The organism is Blastococcus saxobsidens (genome assembly GCF_002938435.1).
GTDB lineage: Bacteria > Actinomycetota > Actinomycetes > Mycobacteriales > Geodermatophilaceae > Blastococcus > Blastococcus saxobsidens.
In genome coordinates this window covers 142,904-160,039 of sequence record NZ_POQT01000008.1, presented here as the reverse complement: position 1 = coordinate 160,039, position 17,136 = coordinate 142,904, and the positions used below count along the sequence as shown (strand labels likewise).

General features: G+C 73.9%; 20 protein-coding genes. 12 read left to right on the top strand and 8 right to left on the bottom strand.

From position 1 onward, the window contains the following. Nucleotides 1–371: hypothetical protein (locus tag C5507_RS07565; protein ID WP_211295504.1), on the top strand; the 371-nt coding region annotated here is incomplete at its 5' end. Nucleotides 372–402: 31 nt separating this feature from the next. Beyond that, nucleotides 403–1,017: a WhiB family transcriptional regulator gene (locus tag C5507_RS07560; protein WP_158657535.1), complete on the top strand. Its 615-nt coding sequence runs from the start codon at nucleotides 403–405 to the stop codon at nucleotides 1,015–1,017. Between the two features lie 156 nt (nucleotides 1,018–1,173). Here the strand turns inward: C5507_RS07560 and C5507_RS07555 are convergent, their stop codons facing one another. The 6 genes from C5507_RS07555 to C5507_RS07530 form a co-directional block, all read right to left on the bottom strand. Next, nucleotides 1,174–2,310: a tyrosine-type recombinase/integrase gene (locus tag C5507_RS07555; protein ID WP_104527907.1), complete on the bottom strand. Its 1,137-nt coding sequence runs from the start codon at nucleotides 2,308–2,310 to the stop codon at nucleotides 1,174–1,176. A gap of 2 nt (nucleotides 2,311–2,312) precedes the next feature. Then, entirely contained in the window at nucleotides 2,313–2,762 is a 450-nt protein-coding gene (locus C5507_RS07550) for a hypothetical protein (RefSeq protein ID WP_104527906.1), read from the bottom strand. A 486-nt stretch (nucleotides 2,763–3,248) separates the two neighbouring features. After that, nucleotides 3,249–3,707 carry a hypothetical protein gene (locus C5507_RS07545; RefSeq protein ID WP_104527905.1) on the bottom strand — a complete coding sequence of 153 codons (459 nt, stop codon included), beginning with the start codon at nucleotides 3,705–3,707 and terminating at the stop codon, nucleotides 3,249–3,251. Nucleotides 3,708–3,712: 5 nt separating this feature from the next. Then, entirely contained in the window at nucleotides 3,713–5,113 is a 1,401-nt protein-coding gene (locus tag C5507_RS07540) for an esterase/lipase family protein (protein ID WP_104527904.1), read from the bottom strand. After that, a complete protein-coding gene (locus tag C5507_RS07535; RefSeq protein WP_130504162.1) occupies nucleotides 5,100–5,873 on the bottom strand; it encodes a hypothetical protein in 774 nt (257 codons plus the stop codon). Before C5507_RS07535 ends, C5507_RS07540 begins: the two co-directional genes overlap by 14 nt. Beyond that, nucleotides 5,870–6,286 carry a hypothetical protein gene (locus C5507_RS07530; RefSeq protein WP_479722890.1) on the bottom strand — a complete coding sequence of 139 codons (417 nt, stop codon included), beginning with the start codon at nucleotides 6,284–6,286 and terminating at the stop codon, nucleotides 5,870–5,872. Before C5507_RS07530 ends, C5507_RS07535 begins: the two co-directional genes overlap by 4 nt. 237 nt (nucleotides 6,287–6,523) lie before the next feature. Here C5507_RS07530 and C5507_RS07525 point away from each other — a divergent pair, with 237 nt between their 5' ends. Both C5507_RS07525 and C5507_RS07520 read left to right on the top strand, forming a co-directional pair. Then, entirely contained in the window at nucleotides 6,524–6,901 is a 378-nt protein-coding gene (locus tag C5507_RS07525; RefSeq protein ID WP_242610967.1) for a PaaI family thioesterase, read from the top strand. Between the two features lie 61 nt (nucleotides 6,902–6,962). After that, the gene (locus tag C5507_RS07520; protein ID WP_104527900.1) at nucleotides 6,963–7,952 is read left to right on the top strand and encodes an MsnO8 family LLM class oxidoreductase; all 990 of its coding nucleotides are present in this window, start codon (nucleotides 6,963–6,965) and stop codon (nucleotides 7,950–7,952) included. Between the two features lie 6 nt (nucleotides 7,953–7,958). Here the strand turns inward: C5507_RS07520 and C5507_RS07515 are convergent, their stop codons facing one another. Continuing rightward, nucleotides 7,959–9,248 (bottom strand): hydroxyacid-oxoacid transhydrogenase, encoded by a 1,290-nt coding sequence (locus C5507_RS07515; RefSeq protein ID WP_104527899.1) that lies wholly within the window; start codon nucleotides 9,246–9,248, stop codon nucleotides 7,959–7,961. Between the two features lie 129 nt (nucleotides 9,249–9,377). Between C5507_RS07515 and C5507_RS07510 the strand changes: the two genes are divergently transcribed. The 8 genes from C5507_RS07510 (at nucleotide 9,378) to C5507_RS22650 (ending at nucleotide 16,066) form a co-directional block, all read left to right on the top strand. Then, a complete protein-coding gene (locus C5507_RS07510; protein WP_104527898.1) occupies nucleotides 9,378–10,343 on the top strand; it encodes a cyclase family protein in 966 nt (321 codons plus the stop codon). A gap of 9 nt (nucleotides 10,344–10,352) precedes the next feature. After that, the gene (locus C5507_RS07505) at nucleotides 10,353–12,005 is read left to right on the top strand and encodes an AMP-binding protein (RefSeq protein ID WP_104527897.1); all 1,653 of its coding nucleotides are present in this window, start codon (nucleotides 10,353–10,355) and stop codon (nucleotides 12,003–12,005) included. A gap of 164 nt (nucleotides 12,006–12,169) precedes the next feature. Beyond that, entirely contained in the window at nucleotides 12,170–12,748 is a 579-nt protein-coding gene (locus C5507_RS07500; RefSeq protein ID WP_242611357.1) for a carboxymuconolactone decarboxylase family protein, read from the top strand. Continuing rightward, nucleotides 12,745–13,572: a radical SAM protein gene (locus tag C5507_RS07495; protein ID WP_158657534.1), complete on the top strand. Its 828-nt coding sequence runs from the start codon at nucleotides 12,745–12,747 to the stop codon at nucleotides 13,570–13,572. Before C5507_RS07500 ends, C5507_RS07495 begins: the two co-directional genes overlap by 4 nt. An 85-nt stretch (nucleotides 13,573–13,657) precedes the next feature. Further along, nucleotides 13,658–14,203: a DoxX family protein gene (locus tag C5507_RS07490; RefSeq protein WP_104527894.1), complete on the top strand. Its 546-nt coding sequence runs from the start codon at nucleotides 13,658–13,660 to the stop codon at nucleotides 14,201–14,203. Continuing rightward, nucleotides 14,200–14,604 carry an Rv1678 family membrane protein gene (locus C5507_RS07485; protein WP_104527893.1) on the top strand — a complete coding sequence of 135 codons (405 nt, stop codon included), beginning with the start codon at nucleotides 14,200–14,202 and terminating at the stop codon, nucleotides 14,602–14,604. The genes C5507_RS07490 and C5507_RS07485 overlap by 4 nt, the downstream gene beginning before the upstream one ends. A gap of 69 nt (nucleotides 14,605–14,673) precedes the next feature. Continuing rightward, entirely contained in the window at nucleotides 14,674–15,858 is a 1,185-nt protein-coding gene (locus C5507_RS07480) for a serine/threonine-protein kinase (protein ID WP_242610966.1), read from the top strand. A 49-nt stretch (nucleotides 15,859–15,907) separates the two neighbouring features. After that, nucleotides 15,908–16,066: a hypothetical protein gene (locus C5507_RS22650; protein WP_165400423.1), complete on the top strand. Its 159-nt coding sequence runs from the start codon at nucleotides 15,908–15,910 to the stop codon at nucleotides 16,064–16,066. Nucleotides 16,067–16,082: 16 nt separating this feature from the next. Here C5507_RS22650 and C5507_RS07475 read toward each other — a convergent pair whose 3' ends face one another. Next, the gene (locus C5507_RS07475) at nucleotides 16,083–17,111 is read right to left on the bottom strand and encodes an ion channel (protein WP_104527892.1); all 1,029 of its coding nucleotides are present in this window, start codon (nucleotides 17,109–17,111) and stop codon (nucleotides 16,083–16,085) included. Between the last annotated feature and the right edge of the window lie 25 nt (nucleotides 17,112–17,136).

Below are 17,136 nucleotides of genomic sequence, written 5' to 3'. Positions count from 1 at the left end.
GGGCGGTCGCCGGGGCGCTGTCGGCTGCGATGGGCAAGAAGCTGGACATCAACTCCCCGTCGCGGGTGACCAGGTGGATGGGCGAGATGGTTGGCGAGGGCTTCATCGAGGGCATGGCGCACATGCGCCCCGCGGTGGCCGCCGAGATGGGCCGCATGGCTTCCTTCCCGGCACCGGCCGCCATTCGGCTGCCCGCGCCAGTCGGGATGAGCTTTGCTGGTGCCGCGGCCGAGCCCACAGGCGGCGGTATGAGTGGTGGCCCCGGCGGGTTCGACTCGATGGTGCGCGCCGACACGATCAACATCATCGAGGGCACCGCCGACGACGTGGCCCGCAAGCTGAACCTCGAGCTCCGCTCCCGGGGCAACTGAGGCCTGCCACACCGTGACCGACCGTCACCCTGTGGACAAGGCCCCTTCCCTGCTGCGACCCCCGACCTGGACACGCTCAGCGGCGTGCGCCGGGCTGGTCACCCGCGACCACGACTACTGGCATCCCCACGACGACCTGCCGGCCGCAACCAAGGCCGCGCAGTTCGCGGTGGCACGCCGGGTGTGCGCCGCCTGCCCGGTCCGCTACCCGTGCGCGCTGGAGGCGCTGGAGGGCTCCATCGCGCACGGCATGTACGGCGGCCTGGACCCCGGTGACCGCAGGCGCCTGGCCCGCCGGCACGGCTACCCCAACCCGGGCGCCGCGCAGCATGGGACGTACGCGAGATACGTGAGCTGCAAGGAGGACGACGGCCGCGCCTGTGCGGACTGCCGCGAAGCGAAACGTCGGTACATCGCTGACCGCGTGGCCAAGGAGGGCGACGCCGCGATCCGCCGCGGACGCCGGCCCCAGAGGCGGCGGCCGCTCAGTCCGGAGGAGAAGGTGCTGCGGGCGGTACGCCGCGCCGGTGGCCCGGTGACCGCCCGGGCGATCTACCGGACCACCGGCGTCAAGACGGCCCGTGTGCGGCAGATCGTGGCCCAGGCGGTGGCCGCCGGGAAGCTGGCCCCGGGGTCGGTGGCCTGAGCTGCAGGACCGGCCCTGCCCCGCCCAAGAAGGCAGGGACGGCCCTGCAGGTGGCGCCCCGGCGACACGAGCGACCCTGGCAGGGGTGACGTCCAACGCGGCCGACGTCGTCGCTCATGTCCTTACCCGCCGCTTCCGGCCGGGGACTTCTCCTGCTCAGCCGATGATCGCGGCGGCGGTCACCGCCGCCCGCCGGGCGCCCTCGGGCACCGCGGTGTAGATCATCGTGGTGTTGACGTTGGCGTGGCCCAGCAGCTCCTGCACGGCCCGGTAGTCCCGCTGCGCGGCGTACGCGGTGGAGGCGAACCGGTGCCGCAGGGTGTGCGGCGTCCAGTGCTCGGCCAGCCGCCCACGCATCAGCCGCCCCAGGTAGGCGGCGGTCAGATGCCCGCCCTTGCCGTTGGGGAACAGCCAGCCCGCCGGGCGGGACGCCAACCGGTCGCCGAGCTCGTCGGGTAGGGGCACGTCCCGCGCCTGCCCGCCCTTGCCGACCACCCGCAGCCACCAGCCGTCCGGCCGGCGCGTCAGATCGTCGGTGCGCGCCCGGGCGATCTCCGAACGCCGCAGCCCGGCGACCGCGCCCAGCTCGATCGCGTCCCGCTGCCGCTCGTCGGCCTCCTCGAGGGCGCTCACGATCACCGTGTCCGGGACCGGGCGGGGCAGCGCGCGGGGGTGCCGGACCGCCGGAAGCTCCGCGGACGGATCCACCCGCACCCGGCCCGTGGCCGCACCCCACCGGTAGAACGCCCGCAGCGACTGCCGGGCCACCCGCAGCGCCGCCGGACCCACCCCCAGCCCGCCGAGCCACCCGGCGAGGTCATCGGCGCCCAGGTCCCACGGCCCCCACTCGGGGTGGGCGCAGGCCAGCCGCCGCAGCACGTAGGTGCGCAGCTTGACCGTGTTCGGGCTCTGCCCCGACGCGGCCAGCCAGCCCGCCCACGCGGCCAGCTCCACAGCCCAGATCGTGGCCTGCGGTTGACGCACCAGCGCCGCGTACCGGTCGGGGGTGGGGGTGCGGTCGGTCCACCCTTTCGTCACGGCGAACTCGTAGAACAGGCGGACGTTGCGCAGCCACGTGCCGCGGGTCTGTGCGCTCCACGGTTGCTCGTCGGCGTAGCCGGTGAGCCCCTCGGAGGTCACCTGCCAGGGGCAGCCAGCGAACGCGGGCGCGGCGCGGCGCACCGCCCGGATGCGGTCGTAGACCGTGCTGTCGGTGAACCCGTCGGCGCGCAGCTGCTGCTCCCACGCCGCGATCGGCTGCCGCCACTCCTCCGGGAGGGGGCGGGCGGTCATGCTCACCGGAGGCCGGCCAGGAACTCGACGGCCGACTCGATGCCCGCGGCGAGCTGCCGGGCATCCTCGGCGGTGAACGGGCCCTCCGCGGAGATGTCCAGGTACGGGCCGCGGGTGGCCGTGACCGGTCCCCGCTTGGAGGCGGCCTGCTCCTCGGCGACGACCGTCAGGTGCTCGCCCAGGTTGCGGCCGTGGAAGCGAACCAGTTCCCCGCCGCCGGGCATGGCCGAGTCGAAGCCGTGGCCGGGCTCGTACTCGCACCAGGGCGGGCACGGCAGCGGCGTGCCCGGCCGGTCATCGGTCCGGTCGAGGAACAGGGACAGTTCCCCGGCCTCGTCCTCGGTGAGCAGCCACGTGCGGTCACCGGACCGCACCTCGAGCATGTCCTGCCCGTCGACTTCCACCCATCGGGCGATGGGGTGCGGGGCAGGGTTGGCGCTAGCGTCGTTCATGGGTCTCTCTCCTCCATGCAGGTGAGTGATCAAGGCCCCGTTCCGGTGTTTGCGCACCGGGCGGGGCCGCCTTGTTCCTAGCGGACGCCAGGGACAGTCTCGGGGGGTGCCGGGGCCCAGCCGGAGCCCATGCACCGGTGCGAGGTGCCGTTCTCCCAGTGGGTGCGCAGGGTGCCGTCCCGGCGGACGGCGTACGTGCCGCCGCAGACAGCGCACGTGCCGCGGGCGGTCACGCCACACCTCGCCCGTGGGCACACGGTGGGCACGGACGCGCCGCCGACTCACGGCCAGGGCCGAACGGGAGCGAACGGCCACAGGCGGCTGACCTGCATAAACGGCGCGCAGAGGTCATGGCCGACCGCCGCCGACACCTGGTCGACCGGGCTCATAATCCCTGGGTCGTGGGTTCGAGCCCCACCCGCCCCACCGAGTTGTTCACCGGTTACGTCCGAGCGGACTCCCGGACGCTTGCCCGCACCCCGCCGGCTACTCCGGACGGGGGCCGTGCTCGCTCTCGATCGCGTCGCGCTGCGCGTCGTCCAGCAGGTCGACGATCCGGGAGACGCCGCTCGGCGGGTCCTCGGGGTCGCCGATCTCCAGCGTGATCGAGTGCAGCGGTTCGAGGGCGCTCAGCCACACCAGCCGCACGGCCTCGTCGGCGAGCGCCTCGGCGTCGGCGCCGGGCTCCATCGTCACGTCCACGGCCGCGCTCGCCGGCACGGTGACGTCGTCGCGGTAGCGGACCTCGGCGTCGGCCACGTCGTCCCGCGCGAGCAGCTGCCGCTCGATGTCCGCGCCGACCGCCGCCGCCGGGTCCTCGGCAGGGCTGCTGCTGGGCGAGGCCGCTCCCCCGGTCGCGAAGGCGCAGCCGGCCAGCAGGACGGCGCCGAGCGGCAGCACGGAGATCCGGGCGGCTCGACGCGCGCGGCCGCGGGTGGTGGGCACTCGGGTCACTTCCTGCCGATCTCGTAGACGTGGGCCACCACGGTGGCCTGCTCGCCGGGCCGCACGAAGAACGGTGCGGAGTGGACGCGGAAGGCGGCGATCGACGGATCATCGCTGCGGTCGACGGCCTCCGCACCGTACTGGTAGGCGCCGGCGATGCCGTGGTTGTCGCCGATGCTCCCCCGCTGCACGTCGAAGGTGACGGTGGTGACGTTGGGGTCGTCGTCGTTCTTCCGGCTGTCCAGGTGCGGAACGACGTCGTGCGCGTTCTCCAGCGCCAGCACCTGCACCGACGGCGGTACGCCGGCCCGCGCGATCGGCGACCCGGCGGTGACCACGCTCCGCACGTCGAAGTCGAACGCCGGGGTGCGGGCGTCGTGGGCCGCCTGGGCGGCGACCATGCCGCCCTGGCTGTGGCCGACCAGCATGACTGGATCGCTGGGACCGGCACCCGCTCGGCGCAGCGCCTCGGCGATCGCCTCCTGGCGGGTGGTCACGTCCCCGCCGAGCACCCGCACGTTGGTGCCGAGGTCGTGCGTCTGCGGGTTCACCGGGCCGCCCGGCAGGCTCCAGTCGGCCGTGCCGGGGATGTCGACGATGTAGGCGCGGGTGCCGTCCGCGTGGGTGAGGACCCGGACGTCGATCTGGTCCTGCTCCGCGCGCGATGCGGTCGCCCGGCGGTTGAGCGCCACCATCAGGTCGGCCACGGTCCGCGGCGGGGTGACCGCGCCGACCTTGTCGTCGTCGGGCAGCGTGGTCACGACCGGCGTCCCGTCGGGCCACAGCAGCCCGAGGCGGCGCGCCGCCGAGCGGACGTCCCCGCCGCACAGCCACGGTGAGGCCAGCCCGCCGGTGAGGACACCGACCAGGCTGCCGGCGCCGGGCAGCGACCCCACCAGCTCGTCGACCACGCCGGGGTGCTCGGTGAGCCAGCGCTCCGGGTCGTCGACCAGGGCGGCGGTGTCGACCGCCGTGCCCACGGGGTCGGCCAGCAGCCGGCCGGCGCCCTCGAGAAGCAGACCGCCCACCGTGGCCGGCCAGAAGAAGCCCTGCGCCCAGTCGACGGTGTCGGCCAACTCGGCGAGCGCGGCGTCGGCGGCCTCGTAGGCGGCGGCTGCCCCCTGCAGCGTGATCGCCCGGGCGGCGAAGGTGGCCGCGAGCACGGTGAGGCCGCGCGGGCCGTCCAGCGCGTCGAGCAGGGCCGCGCTGAACCGCGCCACGCCGGCGGGGTCGAGCACGGCCGAGGCGAGCAGGTCGGGGTCGGCCAGCAGCCCGTGGCAGGTGAGGCTGGTCGACGCCAGCTCCTCCGCCAGCTCGCTGCTGCTCCGGGCGAGCGCGACGAGATCGGCCAGCTCGGCCTCGATACCCCCGGCGCCGCCGCTGACCGAGATCTCAGGACTGCTCATCGGTCCCCTCCAGCAGGGCGGCGACGGTGGGGGTGACCCACGTGCCCAGGTCGGCCGGCTCCACGGGCACCAGGTCGACCGGACGGCGGGCCGAGCCGTCCGGCCGCGGGCGCAGGCCGGTCCAGCCCGTGTCCGTCGCCAGCCACGACACCTGCCCGGCCGCCATTCCGCCGCCGGCGCGACCGAGCACCAGGCAGCTCAGCGAGCCCGCCGCCCGCCGCTCCAGCTCCTGCGCCAGCGCCAGTTCCTCGGGCGTGCTGCCCGGCGACGGCCGGTCCTCCAGCAGCGCGAGCGGCAACTGCCCGGTGAGCGGCATGCCGTCGCCCGGCTCCTGCTCGGCCGGCCACGGCCCGGTGACCTCGCCGGCAGCGGGCACCGCGCGTGCCAGCTCGGGGCCCAGCCGCACCTCGGGGGCCAGCGAGAGCTCCCTGCGGCCGTCGGCGAGCGTCAGCACGCCGGCCACCACCCCGGACCGCACGGCGAACCAGCCCTGGCGGATCCCTGCGCGGCCGGAGATCTGCAACCGGAGCGTGAGCAGCGGACGGCGGAGCAGCTGGAGCTGGGCGGCCACCGCCGGCACCGGCGCACCGTCGGCGGCGTCCACCACCGCTGCCCGCGCCAGCGAGGCCAAGGCGCCGTCCCGGTCCTCCGGGGTCATCGCCACGGGCGCGAAGGCGCCCGGGGCCGTGCCCACCCGACCGTCGGTCAACACCGCCCACTCACCGGCGGTGAGGGTCAGCCGCCGCGGCGCCGCGCTCACCACAGGCCCAGCCTGCTCAGCTGCCCGGACACGGAGCGCCAGGCATCTGCACCGGCGTCGGGGAGCTCGCCCAGGACGTCGCCGACGTCGTCGAGCAGCGCACCGCCGCGGGCGGTCTGCTCGGCGAGCCACGCCCGCACCGCCCGCTCGGCGCGGGCGATCGCTTCGAGGCGCGACCGCACCTCGTCGGCGTGCCGGCGCAGCTCGTCGGCGGCCTGTTCCATCTCGTCGGCCGCGGAGTCCACGGCCGCGCAGTCCCGGCTGAGCTGGCGGCGGTAGGCCGAGGCGGCTTCGGACACCCACCGCGCGCGCTCGCCCTCGCGGCGGTGCTCCTCCCCCGCGGCGCGCACCTCCCGGGCGCGCTGGGAGAGCTCGGCCGCCAGCGCGTCCAGGGCGTCGGGGTCCCCGTACATGCCCACGGCCGCCCTCCTCGGTTGCTGAACTGGGGCGTCAGCCTAAGCGGCGGCCACCTGGCGAGCGGCGCGCCAGGACGCCCGTGTGGACGCCCAGCCGACCTGTGGACGGCGTCGTCCACGGCCGACCGGCCACCTCACGGGCCGACCTGGGCCGCGTGCGAGGCTGCCGGGACATCCCGACGAGAGGCGGCGCCCGTGCCCTCCGACCGAGCACCTGAGGCTTCCGTGCAGGCCGTGCTGGACATCCCGCTGCACCGGTTCCTCGGCGTGGAGCTCCGCGACGACGCCGATCCGTCGGCCGGCATCCGCTTCCCCGTCGGCACCGCCGCGCAGAACCCGGCCGGCATGCTGCACGGCGGCGTCGTCTACGCCCTGCTCGACGTCGCGTCGTTCCTCGCGCTGCTCCCCTCCCTCGCCGACGGAGAGCACGCCGTCACCCACGACGTGTCGGCGTCGCTGCTCCGGCCGGTCAGGGCCGGCGCCACCGTGGACGTCACCGCGACGGTGCTGCGCCGCGGCCGCGCCGTGGCCTTCATGCGCGCGGAGGCGACCGTCGATGGCCAGCTCGTCGCCACCGGCCAGGTGACCAAGACCGTCATCGCGCCCCGCTGATCCGCTCCCCCGGCGGACGGGCGACCGGAACACCTCCGGCCCGGGCGGTGCTGGCAGAGGCGTGATCGCCCCGAGGCCCCGGCTGTCCCTGCTGGACCGGGCCCGCACCCGGGTGGGTGAGCCGGACGATGCAGCGCTCACCGGCGCCGTGGCCCGTGCGGCCCGCGCCGAGCAGCTCGGGTTCGGCCGGTTCTGGGTGGCCGAGCACCACGGGGTGCCGGGCATCGCCGGTGCCGCACCCGCGGTGCTGCTGACCGCCGTCGCCGCGCGGACGACGAGCATCCGGCTCGGCTCGGCCGGCGTGATGCTGCCGCACCACCAGCCGCTCGTCGTCGCCGAGCAGTTCGCCACGCTGTCGGCCTTCGCCCCCCGCCGGGTCGATCTCGGCCTGGGCCGCTCCCCCGGCTTCACCGCGCCGGTGCGCCGTGCGCTGCGGGAGGCCGAGCGCGACTTCGCCGCCGACCTGGCCGAGCTGCGCGCCTTCCTGACCGGGACCGCGGAGATCACGCTGCGCCCGCAGCCGGTCGGTTCCGTACCCGTGCACGTGCTCGCCACCGGCCGAGGCCTGCAGGTGGCCGCGGCGCTGGGTCTGCCGGTGATCGTCGGCGGCCCCCTGCTGGGCGTGGCCGGCGACCCGGGGCCCGGACTGCAGGCCCTGGCCGGCTACCGGCGGGACTTCCGGCCGTCGGCGCAGCAGCCGGAGCCGCGGGTGTCGATCAGCCTGGACGTGCTGGTGGCCGACACCGCCGCCGAGGCCGCCGACCTGCTGCTGCCCGAGGCGTGGGCCATGGCGCGGTCGCGGACCGAAGGGGCCTTCCCCGCGCTCGAGCCGGTGGCCGCCGTCCGGGCCGCCTCCCGCACTCCACGCCAGCAGCAGTACCTGGAGCAGACCGCCGCGGCGGCCATCGCCGGCACCCCGTCCCAGGTGGAGAGCCGGCTCGCCGAGCTGCTGGACCGCACCGGCGCCGCCGAGCTGGTGGCCGGCAGCAGCACCTTCGACCGCGACGCCCTCGCCGAGTCCGACGCGGCGCTGGCCGCGATGTTCAGCTGAGCGGGCTCACCACAGCTCGATCGAGCGCCGGAAGATCCCGGCGGCGTCGTCCTCGGTGACCGCCTTGGGGCTCGTGGCGAGCAGCCGCTGCTGCTTCATCGTGCCCTCGACCAGGTCGGGGATGTCGCCCTCGTCGAACCCGACGGCGCCGATCCCGTTGGGCATGTCGATGTCGCGCATGAGGTCGGCCAGCACGGTGGGCAGGAACTCGACGAGGTCCGCGGGGCGGTCGGCGCCGGGCGCGAGCAGCTCGGCGGCCCGGACGTGCCGCTCGGGGGATGCGTCGAAGGTGAACCGGAAGGCCTCCGGCGCGGTGAGCGACACCGACATCCCGTGCGGGACCATCGCCTCGCCGGCCGGGTAGTCCTTGGGGTGGAAGCCCTTCACCTGCCCGGCGATCGGGTAGGCGTTGGCGTGCGGGATGTGCACCCCGGCGTTGCCGAAGCCCATGCCGGCGAACGTCGCCGCGATCGCCATGTCCGCACGCGCCTGGGCGTCCTCGCCGTCGCGCACGGCGGTGCGGAAGGAGCCGGCCAGCAGGGTCAGCGCCTTCTCCGACCACATGTCCGAGATCGGGTTGGACCCGCAGTAGGGCACCCGCTGCTCCGGCGTCCGGTGGTCGTAGGTGGTGTACCAGCGGGCGGTGTAGCTCTCCAGCGCGTGGCAGAGGATGTCCATCCCCGATGCCGCGGTCACGCCGGACGGCTGGGTGAACGTCAGGTCCGGGTCGATCACGGCGAGGGTGGGCCGCAGCCGCGCGTGGCTGATCCCGGTCTTCACCCGCGCCGAGATCACGTCCATCACGCAGATCGTGGTGCTCTCCGCGCCGGTGCCGGTCGTGGTCGGGACGGCGACCAGCGGCTTGAGGGGCTCCGGCGGCGCCTGCCCCTTCCCCACCGGCACGTTCACGTAGTCCATGAGCTCGCCGGGGTTGGTCGTGAGCAGGTTGATCGCCTTGGCGGTGTCGATGCTCGACCCGCCGCCGACCGCGACGAACGCGTCCCACGGCCCGGTCGAGCGCGCCTCCTCGATGGCGGCGACGAGGCTGACGTCGGTCGGCTCGACGTGCACGCCGTCGAACACCCGCGCCTCGATGCCGAACTGCGCCATCTGGTCGGCCACGCGCTGCGGATGACCGGTGGCCGCCACCCCCGGATCGGTCACGACGAGCACCCGGCGGACCCCGTACCGGCTGAGGTCGTAGCCGATCTCGTCCGACGCGCCGCTGCCGAACTTCAACTGGGGCGCGCCGTACGTGAAGACGGTCTCGGGCGTACCGGTGACGGTGCTGCTCATGGCTTCCCCCGGGGCTGCGTGGGCGTCGTGGTGGAGCACCCGAACCTTGCAGAGTCCCGTGATTGACACCACAGGGGGGTCGTGGTGGTGTCGGCCCCATCCCGTTCGCGCTCCCCCCTGGAGGCTCCCGTGACCGACACCCCCACCGCCCCGTACCTCGGTGAGCTGCTCAAGGACTCGCCGACCAACTGGGGCAAGTGGGGTCCGGACGACGAGGTCGGCGCGCTCAACTACCTCGGCCCGGAGCAGGTCCTCGCCGCGGTCCAGCTGGTCAGCTCCGGCAAGGTCTTCACCCTCCAGCGGCTGATCGGCGATCCCAAGGGCGACCCGGTGTGGCCGGGTCGTTCCCCCGCGGAACGCACCCAGATCCTCGACGAGAGCGACTGGGACGAAGGCGGCAAGGGCGCGGAGTACCCGGGCGGGCTGCACTACGCCGACGACAAGATCAACGCTTTCCTGCAGGGCTCGACGCAGTACGACGCGCTCGGCCACGTCTGGTACGACGGCAAGATCTGGAACGGCTACGACGCCCGGACCACCGTCGGTGGGCTGGACAGGGCGAGCGTGCAGCCCATCGCCGAGCGGGGCGTCGTCGGCCGCGCGGTGCTGCTCGACATGGCCCGCTTCCGCGGCAGGGAGAACCTGGACAAGGCCGAGACGTACACCCACGAGGACCTGATGGCCTGTGCCGAGGCTCAGGGCACGCCGATCCAGAAGCGCGACATCCTGATCATCCGGACGAACTTCCTCCGGCTGTTCTTCGAGCAGGGCGAGGCGTTCTACGAGGGGTTCAACGAGCCGGGCCTGGTCTACAGCCCCGAGCTCGTGCAGTGGTTCCAGGACATGGAGATCCCCAACCTGGTCACCGACACCATCGCCAACGAGGTCACCTTCGACCCGAACAACGGCGTCGCCCTGGTGCTGCACAACGCCCTGATGCGCAACCTGGGCGTCACGCTCACCGAGATCACCGACCTCGAGCAGCTCGCCGCCGACTGCGCGGAGGACGGTCAGTACGCCTTCCTCTACGTGGCCGCCCCCTTGAAGGTCGCCAAGGGCAGCGGCTCGCCGGTCAACCCCGTCGTCATCAAGTAGCGCGCCACCATGAGCGCCTACGACGAGCGCCCGTGGCTGGCGCTGTACGGCGACCACCCGGCCGACTACGACGTCGAGTTCGGCAACGCCCTGGAGATGTTCCGCGCCGGGGTGGCCCGAGACCCCGGCGCGGTGGCGCTGCGCTACTTCGACGGCGTCGTCACCCGGGCCGAGCTGGACGAGCTCAGCGACGGGCTGGCCGCCGGTCTGCTCGCGCACGGCTTCGCACCGGGTGACCGGCTGGCGGTCTACCTGCAGAACGTGCCGCAGTTCGTCATCGCGATGGTCGCCGCCTGGAAGGCCGGCGGCGTCATGGTGTCGGTCAACCCGATGAGCCGGCAGCGGGAGCTGGGCTACCTGCTGAAGGACTCCGGCGCGACGGTGCTCGTCTCCCTCGAAGCCCTGTACGACTCGGTGGCCCGGGAGGTGGTGCCGGGCACCGACGTGCGCCTGGTCCTCACCACCAGCGAGCTGGAGTTCCAGACACGGGACGACGAGCGGCTCTTCGCCGGGATGAGCCGGCAGCGGCACGAGGGGACGACGGACCTCTCCGAGTTCATCGCCCAGCACCGCGGCTCCCCGCCGCCGCCGGTCGACCTCGCCCCGGACGACGTCGCGTTCCTGACCTACACCTCCGGGACGACGGGCGTGCCCAAGGGCGCGATGAACACCCACCGCAACGTCGTCTTCACCGCGCAGGTCTACCGGGACTGGGTGCACGCCGGCCGGGACGGCGGGGCGATCTTCGGCGTCGCGCCGCTCTTCCACATCACCGGGCTCATCGGGCACATCGCGGTGAGCATGCTGGCGCCCGCGCCGCTGGTGCTGGCGTACCGGTTCGAGCCGCAGGTGGTGCTCGACGCGTTCGCCGAGCACCGGCCGACCTTCACCATCGGCGCGATCACCGCCTTCTCCGCCCTGCTCAACGCCCCGGGGTTCACGAAGGACCACTTCGCCTCGTTCGAGTCGATCTACTCCGGCGGGGCGGCCATCTCCCCCACCGCCGAGCAGAACTTCAAGGCCGCGACGGGCAAGCAGGTGCACAACGCCTACGGCCTGACCGAGACGACGTCGCCGATGACGGTGACGCCGTTCGGCTCGCCCTCCCCGGTCGACCCGACGTCCGGCGCGCTGTCGGTGGGCGTCCCGGCGCCGAACACGGTCGTCCGCATCCGGGACGACGACGGCCGCGACCTGCCGCTGGGCGAGGTGGGCGAGATCGTCGCATCCGGGCCGCAGATCGTCGCCGGCTACTGGGGCAAGCCCGAGGAGACCGCGGCGAACCTGCCGGGCAGGGCGCTGAAGAGCGGTGACGTCGGCTTCATGAACCCCGAGGGCTGGGTGTTCATCGTCGACCGCAAGAAGGACATGATCAACGCGTCCGGCTACAAGGTGTGGCCCCGCGAGGTCGAGGACGTGCTGGCCGAGCACCCGGCCGTGCGGGAGTCCGCGGTGGTCGGCGTTCCCGACGAGAAGCGCGGCGAGACCGTGAAGGCCTTCGTCAGCCTCAAGGCGGGCGCGACGGCCACCGAGGCGGACCTCATCGCCCACTGCAAGGAGCGGATGGCCGCCTACAAGTACCCGCGCAGCGTGGTGCTGGTCGACGAACTGCCCAAGACGGTGACGGGCAAGATCCTCCGCCGGGAGCTGCGCGGCACCTGACGGTCGGCCGCCGGATGAGAGAACTTCCGGCACCGCCATCCGGAGGGCCCGTCGCGCACGAATACCCGTCGCGGGTGACACTCGATCCTGCTGACGCGCACCGGCCCGACGGCGGGTTCGACCGATGCCCGGCTCCTACCGAGACGAGGTGGCCCGTGAGCGAGATGACGGAGCGCGAGATCCTGCGCGCACCCGGCGGTCCCCGCGTGCGGCTGATCGATGCCGACAGCGCACCGCTGCTCGTGCGCGACCACTTCGCCGGGGGCGACCCGGGACCGATCGTCGCCTCGCTGGCGCAGGTCCCCGAGCTGGTCGGGCCGACGCTGCCCTTCCTCGGCACCGTGCTCGGCCCGTCGTGGATCCCGATGCGCGAGAAGGAGATCGTCATCCTGCGGACGTCGGCGGTCATGGGCTGCCGGTACTGCACCGACACCCACACCGTCGTCGCACTGGACTCCGGGCTGAGCCACACCGAGGTGCGCGCGCTACGGGGTGACCTGCCGGCCGCCGCGGCCTTTCCCGACGTCGACGATCGGGCGCTGATCGCCTGGTGCGACGCCGTCGCCTTCGGCGTCGAGGCCGACATCCGGCCGGCACGAGCAGCCCTGACCATCGACGACGCCCGCGTCGTCGAGCTCACGCTGCTGGTGGCCACCACGGTCATGCTCAACCGGTACGCCACCGCCCTGGCGCTGCCGACCTCCCCCGACGTCCGCGACCGGCTGCTGCAGGAGGCCCTGTGACCACCTTGGCCGAAGCCATCGCCGCCGACCAGCTCGGCGACCGGGTGTGGCTGTACAGCAACTACCACTGCAACCTCGCCTGCTCCTACTGCCTGACGGAGTCCGGGCCGAAGGTCGAGCGCCGGGAGCTCGACCCCGCGACGATGCTCGACATCGCCCACGAGGCGAAGGGCATGGGCTTCACCCGGATCGGCATCACCGGCGGAGAGCCCTTCCTCGTGCCCGAGCTGCCGGAGATGCTGCTCGAGCTCTCCGCCGTGCTCCCCGTGCTCGTCCTGACCAACGGCACGCTGTTCCAACGCTCCCTGCTCGAGCGCATGGCCCCCCTCGGGGCCGCCGACGTCACCCTGCAGATCTCGCTGGACCACCCCGACCCGGTGACCAACGACGTCATGCGGGGCCCGGCGAACTTCCGCAAGGTCGTCGAGGCGGTGCCCGCACTGCTGGGCCTGGGCATCCCGGTTCGCATCGCGACCACGCTGGAGGACGGCGACGCCGAGGACCTGCCGCGCCTGTGCATGCTGCACCGCGAGCTCGGCGTCGGCGACGACGACCACGTGGTCCGACCGATCCTCCGGCGCGGGCGGGCCGAGTCCGGCGACATGGGTGTGCGGGCTCGCTACCTCGACCTGCCGCCGGAGCTGACCCTCACCGCCGACGGCGCCTTCTGGTCGCCGTTCGCCCCCACCGTCCGGCAGGGCGTGCTCGACACCGATCTGCTGCTCAGCCGCACCACCCGGCCGCTCCAGCGGCCGGTCGACGCGATGCTCACCGTGCTCGGCGGGCGGCCCGCCGGTGCGGACAGCACGCTCAACATCCGTTAGGCGTGAAGCCACGGCGCCCGGTCGGGCGCCCTGCACCGGAGGTCCGCACCAGCCAGGTCTGCGGCTCGACCGCACGGAGGTCCGCATGCACGAGACCGTCAGCGACCGGGGGTCCCCGGTCGAGCCCCTGGACACCGGTCGCGGGTCCCGCGGCGCCGTGGCGGCCGTCCGCGTCGTGGTGGGCATGCTGTGGGTGGCCAACTCCGGGTGGAAGACACCGCCGGACTTCGGCCAGGACACCGGCACGGGGCTCTTCCGGTTCACGCGTTACGCCGTCGAGCACCCCGTGTTCCCGCCCTACACGTGGCTGGTCGACAACGTGGTGCTGCCCAACTTCGTCCTCTTCGGGTACGCGGTGCTGCTCCTGGAGGCCGCTCTCGGTGCCTTCCTCCTCGTCGGCCTGGCCACCCGGTTGTGGGCCGTGCTCGGCATGGTGCAGACCACGGCGATCACCCTGTCGGTGCTCAACGCGCCCGACGAGTTCCCGTGGACGTACTACCTCATGTTCGCCGCCCACGTCGTCCTGTTCGCCACGGCGGCCGGGCGGACCGCCGGGCTGGACGGCCTGCTCCGGCCGCTGTGGCACCGGTCGGACGGCCGGGTCGCCCGCATCCTGATGAGGGTCTCGTGACCGCCTCCGCCACGGCCGTCCGCGGCGGCTACGCCACGAGCGCGGCCGCCGCCGTCGCCACGCTGTTCGTCTTCGCCCCCCGCACCGACGCGATCCGCTTCGTCGCCGTCACCGGGCCGGTCGTGGTGGTGCTCCTGGTCATCGCCGCGCTCGGCGCTCTGGCCTCGCGTACCGGCCGGCCCGCACTGTTCGCCGCGGTCGCCGGCGTCGCGCTGGCCGCCTCGCTGCTGCAGCTGGCCCAGTTCGGCCGGGACCCGAACTGGCTGGGCGGCAACGGCTCGACCGCCTCCTTCCTGGGCGCGCTCGCCCTGGCCTTCGGCGGGCTCTGGTACGCCGCCCGGAACGGGGCCCGGGACAGCGCTCACGTCAGCCGGACCCGCCGCGCCGACCGGTCCGGCTGACGTGAGCGGTGCTATCTGGCGAACGTCGCTCCCCGAGTGGACACCGGCCCGCGGGGTAGGGATGCTCCCGTGAGCGCTGGCACCGGACCAGAGACCCGGGTCGTTGCGGGCCGTTACGCGCTCGGCGACCTGCTCGGCCAGGGCGGCATGGGCACCGTCTGGCTGGCGACCGACCTGGTCCTGGAGCGCCAGGTGGCGCTCAAGGAGGTCACCTTCTCCCTGCACGTCACCGACGAGGAGCGCGCCGTCCTGCGCGAGCGGACGATGCGCGAGGCCCGGGCCGCCGGCCGGCTGGAGCACCCGCACGTCACGACCGTCTACGACGTGGTCGAGGAGGGCGGCAAGCCCTGGCTGGTCATGAAGCACGTCGACGCCCGGAGCCTGCAGCAGATCCTGGAGGAGCGGGGACCGCTGGCGCCGGCCTCGGTCGCCCGCATCGGCCTGGACGTGCTCGACGCGCTGGAGGCCGCGCACGACATCGGCATCGTGCACCGCGACGTCAAGCCGGCCAACGTGCTGGTCGGCGCGGACGGCTCCGGCTGCCTCACCGACTTCGGCATCGCCACCACCACCGGCGACTCCAGCCTGACGACGCACGGCGCGCTGATCGGCTCGCCGTCCTACATGGCACCCGAGCGGGCGCATGGCGACGAACCGCGCCCGCCCGTCGACCTGTGGTCGCTCGGCGCCACCCTCTACGCCGCGGTGGAGGGCCGCCCGCCCTTCGACAAGGGGGACGCGATGGCCACCCTGATGAGCGTCGTGTCCGAACACCCGGCCCCCATGCTCCGCGCCGGGCCGCTGGAGCCGGTGCTGCAGGGGCTGCTCACCAAGGACCCCGCGCAGCGCAGCACGGCCGCCGTCGCCCGGGCACAGCTCGCGGAGGTGGCCGACGGCCGCGCACCGGTCGCGGCAGCCGCGGCACCGCCCTCTCCCCCGCCGGGACCGGTCGGGGGCAACTCGCTCGAGCGCATCGACGCCGCGGACCTCATCGCCCTGGCGTCCGCGTCCCGCGCTCTCCTGGGATCCGTCGCCCGCGACGCCCGCGACCAGGCCCGGCACATGGCCGACCGCAGGCGCGAGCGCAAGGAGGCGCCGCGTCCGGTGGCCGAGCAACGCCCCGCGCCTCCCCCGCCGCGTCGCAGACGCAGGTTCAAGCGCCGCTGGGTGGTCGTGCCGGTCGTGACCACCGTGCTGGTGCTGCTGGTCCTGCTCGTCGGCGCGGCACTGGCGATCGGCGCCTTCTTCGACTGACCCCGCCGGTGACCGGGCGGATCAGCGCGGCCTGCGGCAGGCTGGGCGCATGACGACGCCGTCGGACACGCCCTCGGAGACGCCGCAGCCCCGCGACATCGCCCTCGAGCAGGAGACGCCGGAGATGGCCGCCGACCTCGAGGCCCAGAGCGGCACCCCGCAGGCCCCGCAGGGCGATGAGGAGGACGTCGAGGGCCACCCGTCCTAGGGGTGCGTCTAGCCCGTCAGCGCCCGGCCAGCTGCTCGGCCGGGATGCGCTGCCCGGCGACGTAGTAGAGCGTCGCCCCCTCCGGCACCGGGGTGTCCCAGGCCGGGCTCACCCGCAGCCCGTCGGGCCCGCGCACGGCGAGCACCGTCGCGCCGAAGGTCCGGCCGAACCAGACCTGGCAGTCGCCGAACGTGCGGTGCGGGAAACCGGCCGGCACGGTCGAGGAGTAGGTGTTGCCGTGCCCGTGGCTGCTCATCAGGTCGGCGTAGACCTGGGTGATGCCCGGGTCGGTCGCCTCCTCGGTGAGCAGGAAGGGCATGTGCCACTGCACCGCCTGCACGCTGGGGCTGACGTAGCGCAGGGTGTCCCGCCTCCCCAGGTCCCGCAGCGCTGCGACGAGGTGCACTCCCGGATGGGCGTGGTCGACGGCGACCGCGACCGCGAGGGTCTCGTTGTCGTCGCGGGCGTCGATCACCACGGTGCGGGCGGCCGGCACGCATGCCCGCTGCATGACGTCCTCCCCGGTGAGGTCCCCGCGCACGAAGTGCACCGCCGGCCGGTCGGGCATCGGGTTCTCGGCGACGTCGTCCCAGGCGCACAGCGCCACCTCGGCACGACCCTCGGCGGTGAGCTCGGCGACGATCCGCTCGGTGCGCCCGGGCCAGTAGCCCAGCAGCACGACGTGGTCGGTCAGTTCCAGGGGGACCACACCTCTCAGGCGCCGGCCCCGGACGGACTGCAGGGCGTCGGACAACCGGGTGAACAGCAGGGTCAGGGTGACGATGCCACCGATGATCACGTAGGCGCCGACGATCCGGCCGCCGAGGGACTCGGGGAAGACGTCCCCGTAGCCGACGGTGGCGGCCGTGACGAGGAAGTACCACCAGTACGTGCCCGGAGCCACGATGTCGCTGCCCGGCGGCTCCACCAGGGTCATCGCCAGCCAACTGCTCAGGTACACGAACACCGCGACCGCCAGGGGCAGCCGCCAGCCGGTCAGGCGCCGCCGGAAGAACCGCGAGAAGCGGCGGAGCAGGAAGGGCACCGGACCTCCTGGTGCGGGAGCAGGA

Coding starts and splice junctions, on each gene's coding strand:
- C5507_RS07530 (WP_479722890.1), bottom strand. CDS start 6,286: ATGTACGGGGACCCCGACGCCCTGGACGCGCTGGCGGCCGAGCTCTCC.
- C5507_RS07515 (WP_104527899.1), bottom strand. CDS start 9,248: ATGAGCAGCACCGTCACCGGTACGCCCGAGACCGTCTTCACGTACGGC.
- C5507_RS07540 (WP_104527904.1), bottom strand. CDS start 5,113: ATGAGCAGTCCTGAGATCTCGGTCAGCGGCGGCGCCGGGGGTATCGAG.
- C5507_RS07500 (WP_242611357.1), top strand. CDS start 12,170: ATGACGGAGCGCGAGATCCTGCGCGCACCCGGCGGTCCCCGCGTGCGG.
- C5507_RS07550 (WP_104527906.1), bottom strand. CDS start 2,762: ATGAACGACGCTAGCGCCAACCCTGCCCCGCACCCCATCGCCCGATGG.
- C5507_RS07490 (WP_104527894.1), top strand. CDS start 13,658: ATGCACGAGACCGTCAGCGACCGGGGGTCCCCGGTCGAGCCCCTGGAC.
- C5507_RS07505 (WP_104527897.1), top strand. CDS start 10,353: ATGAGCGCCTACGACGAGCGCCCGTGGCTGGCGCTGTACGGCGACCAC.
- C5507_RS22650 (WP_165400423.1), top strand. CDS start 15,908: ATGACGACGCCGTCGGACACGCCCTCGGAGACGCCGCAGCCCCGCGAC.
- C5507_RS07555 (WP_104527907.1), bottom strand. CDS start 2,310: ATGACCGCCCGCCCCCTCCCGGAGGAGTGGCGGCAGCCGATCGCGGCG.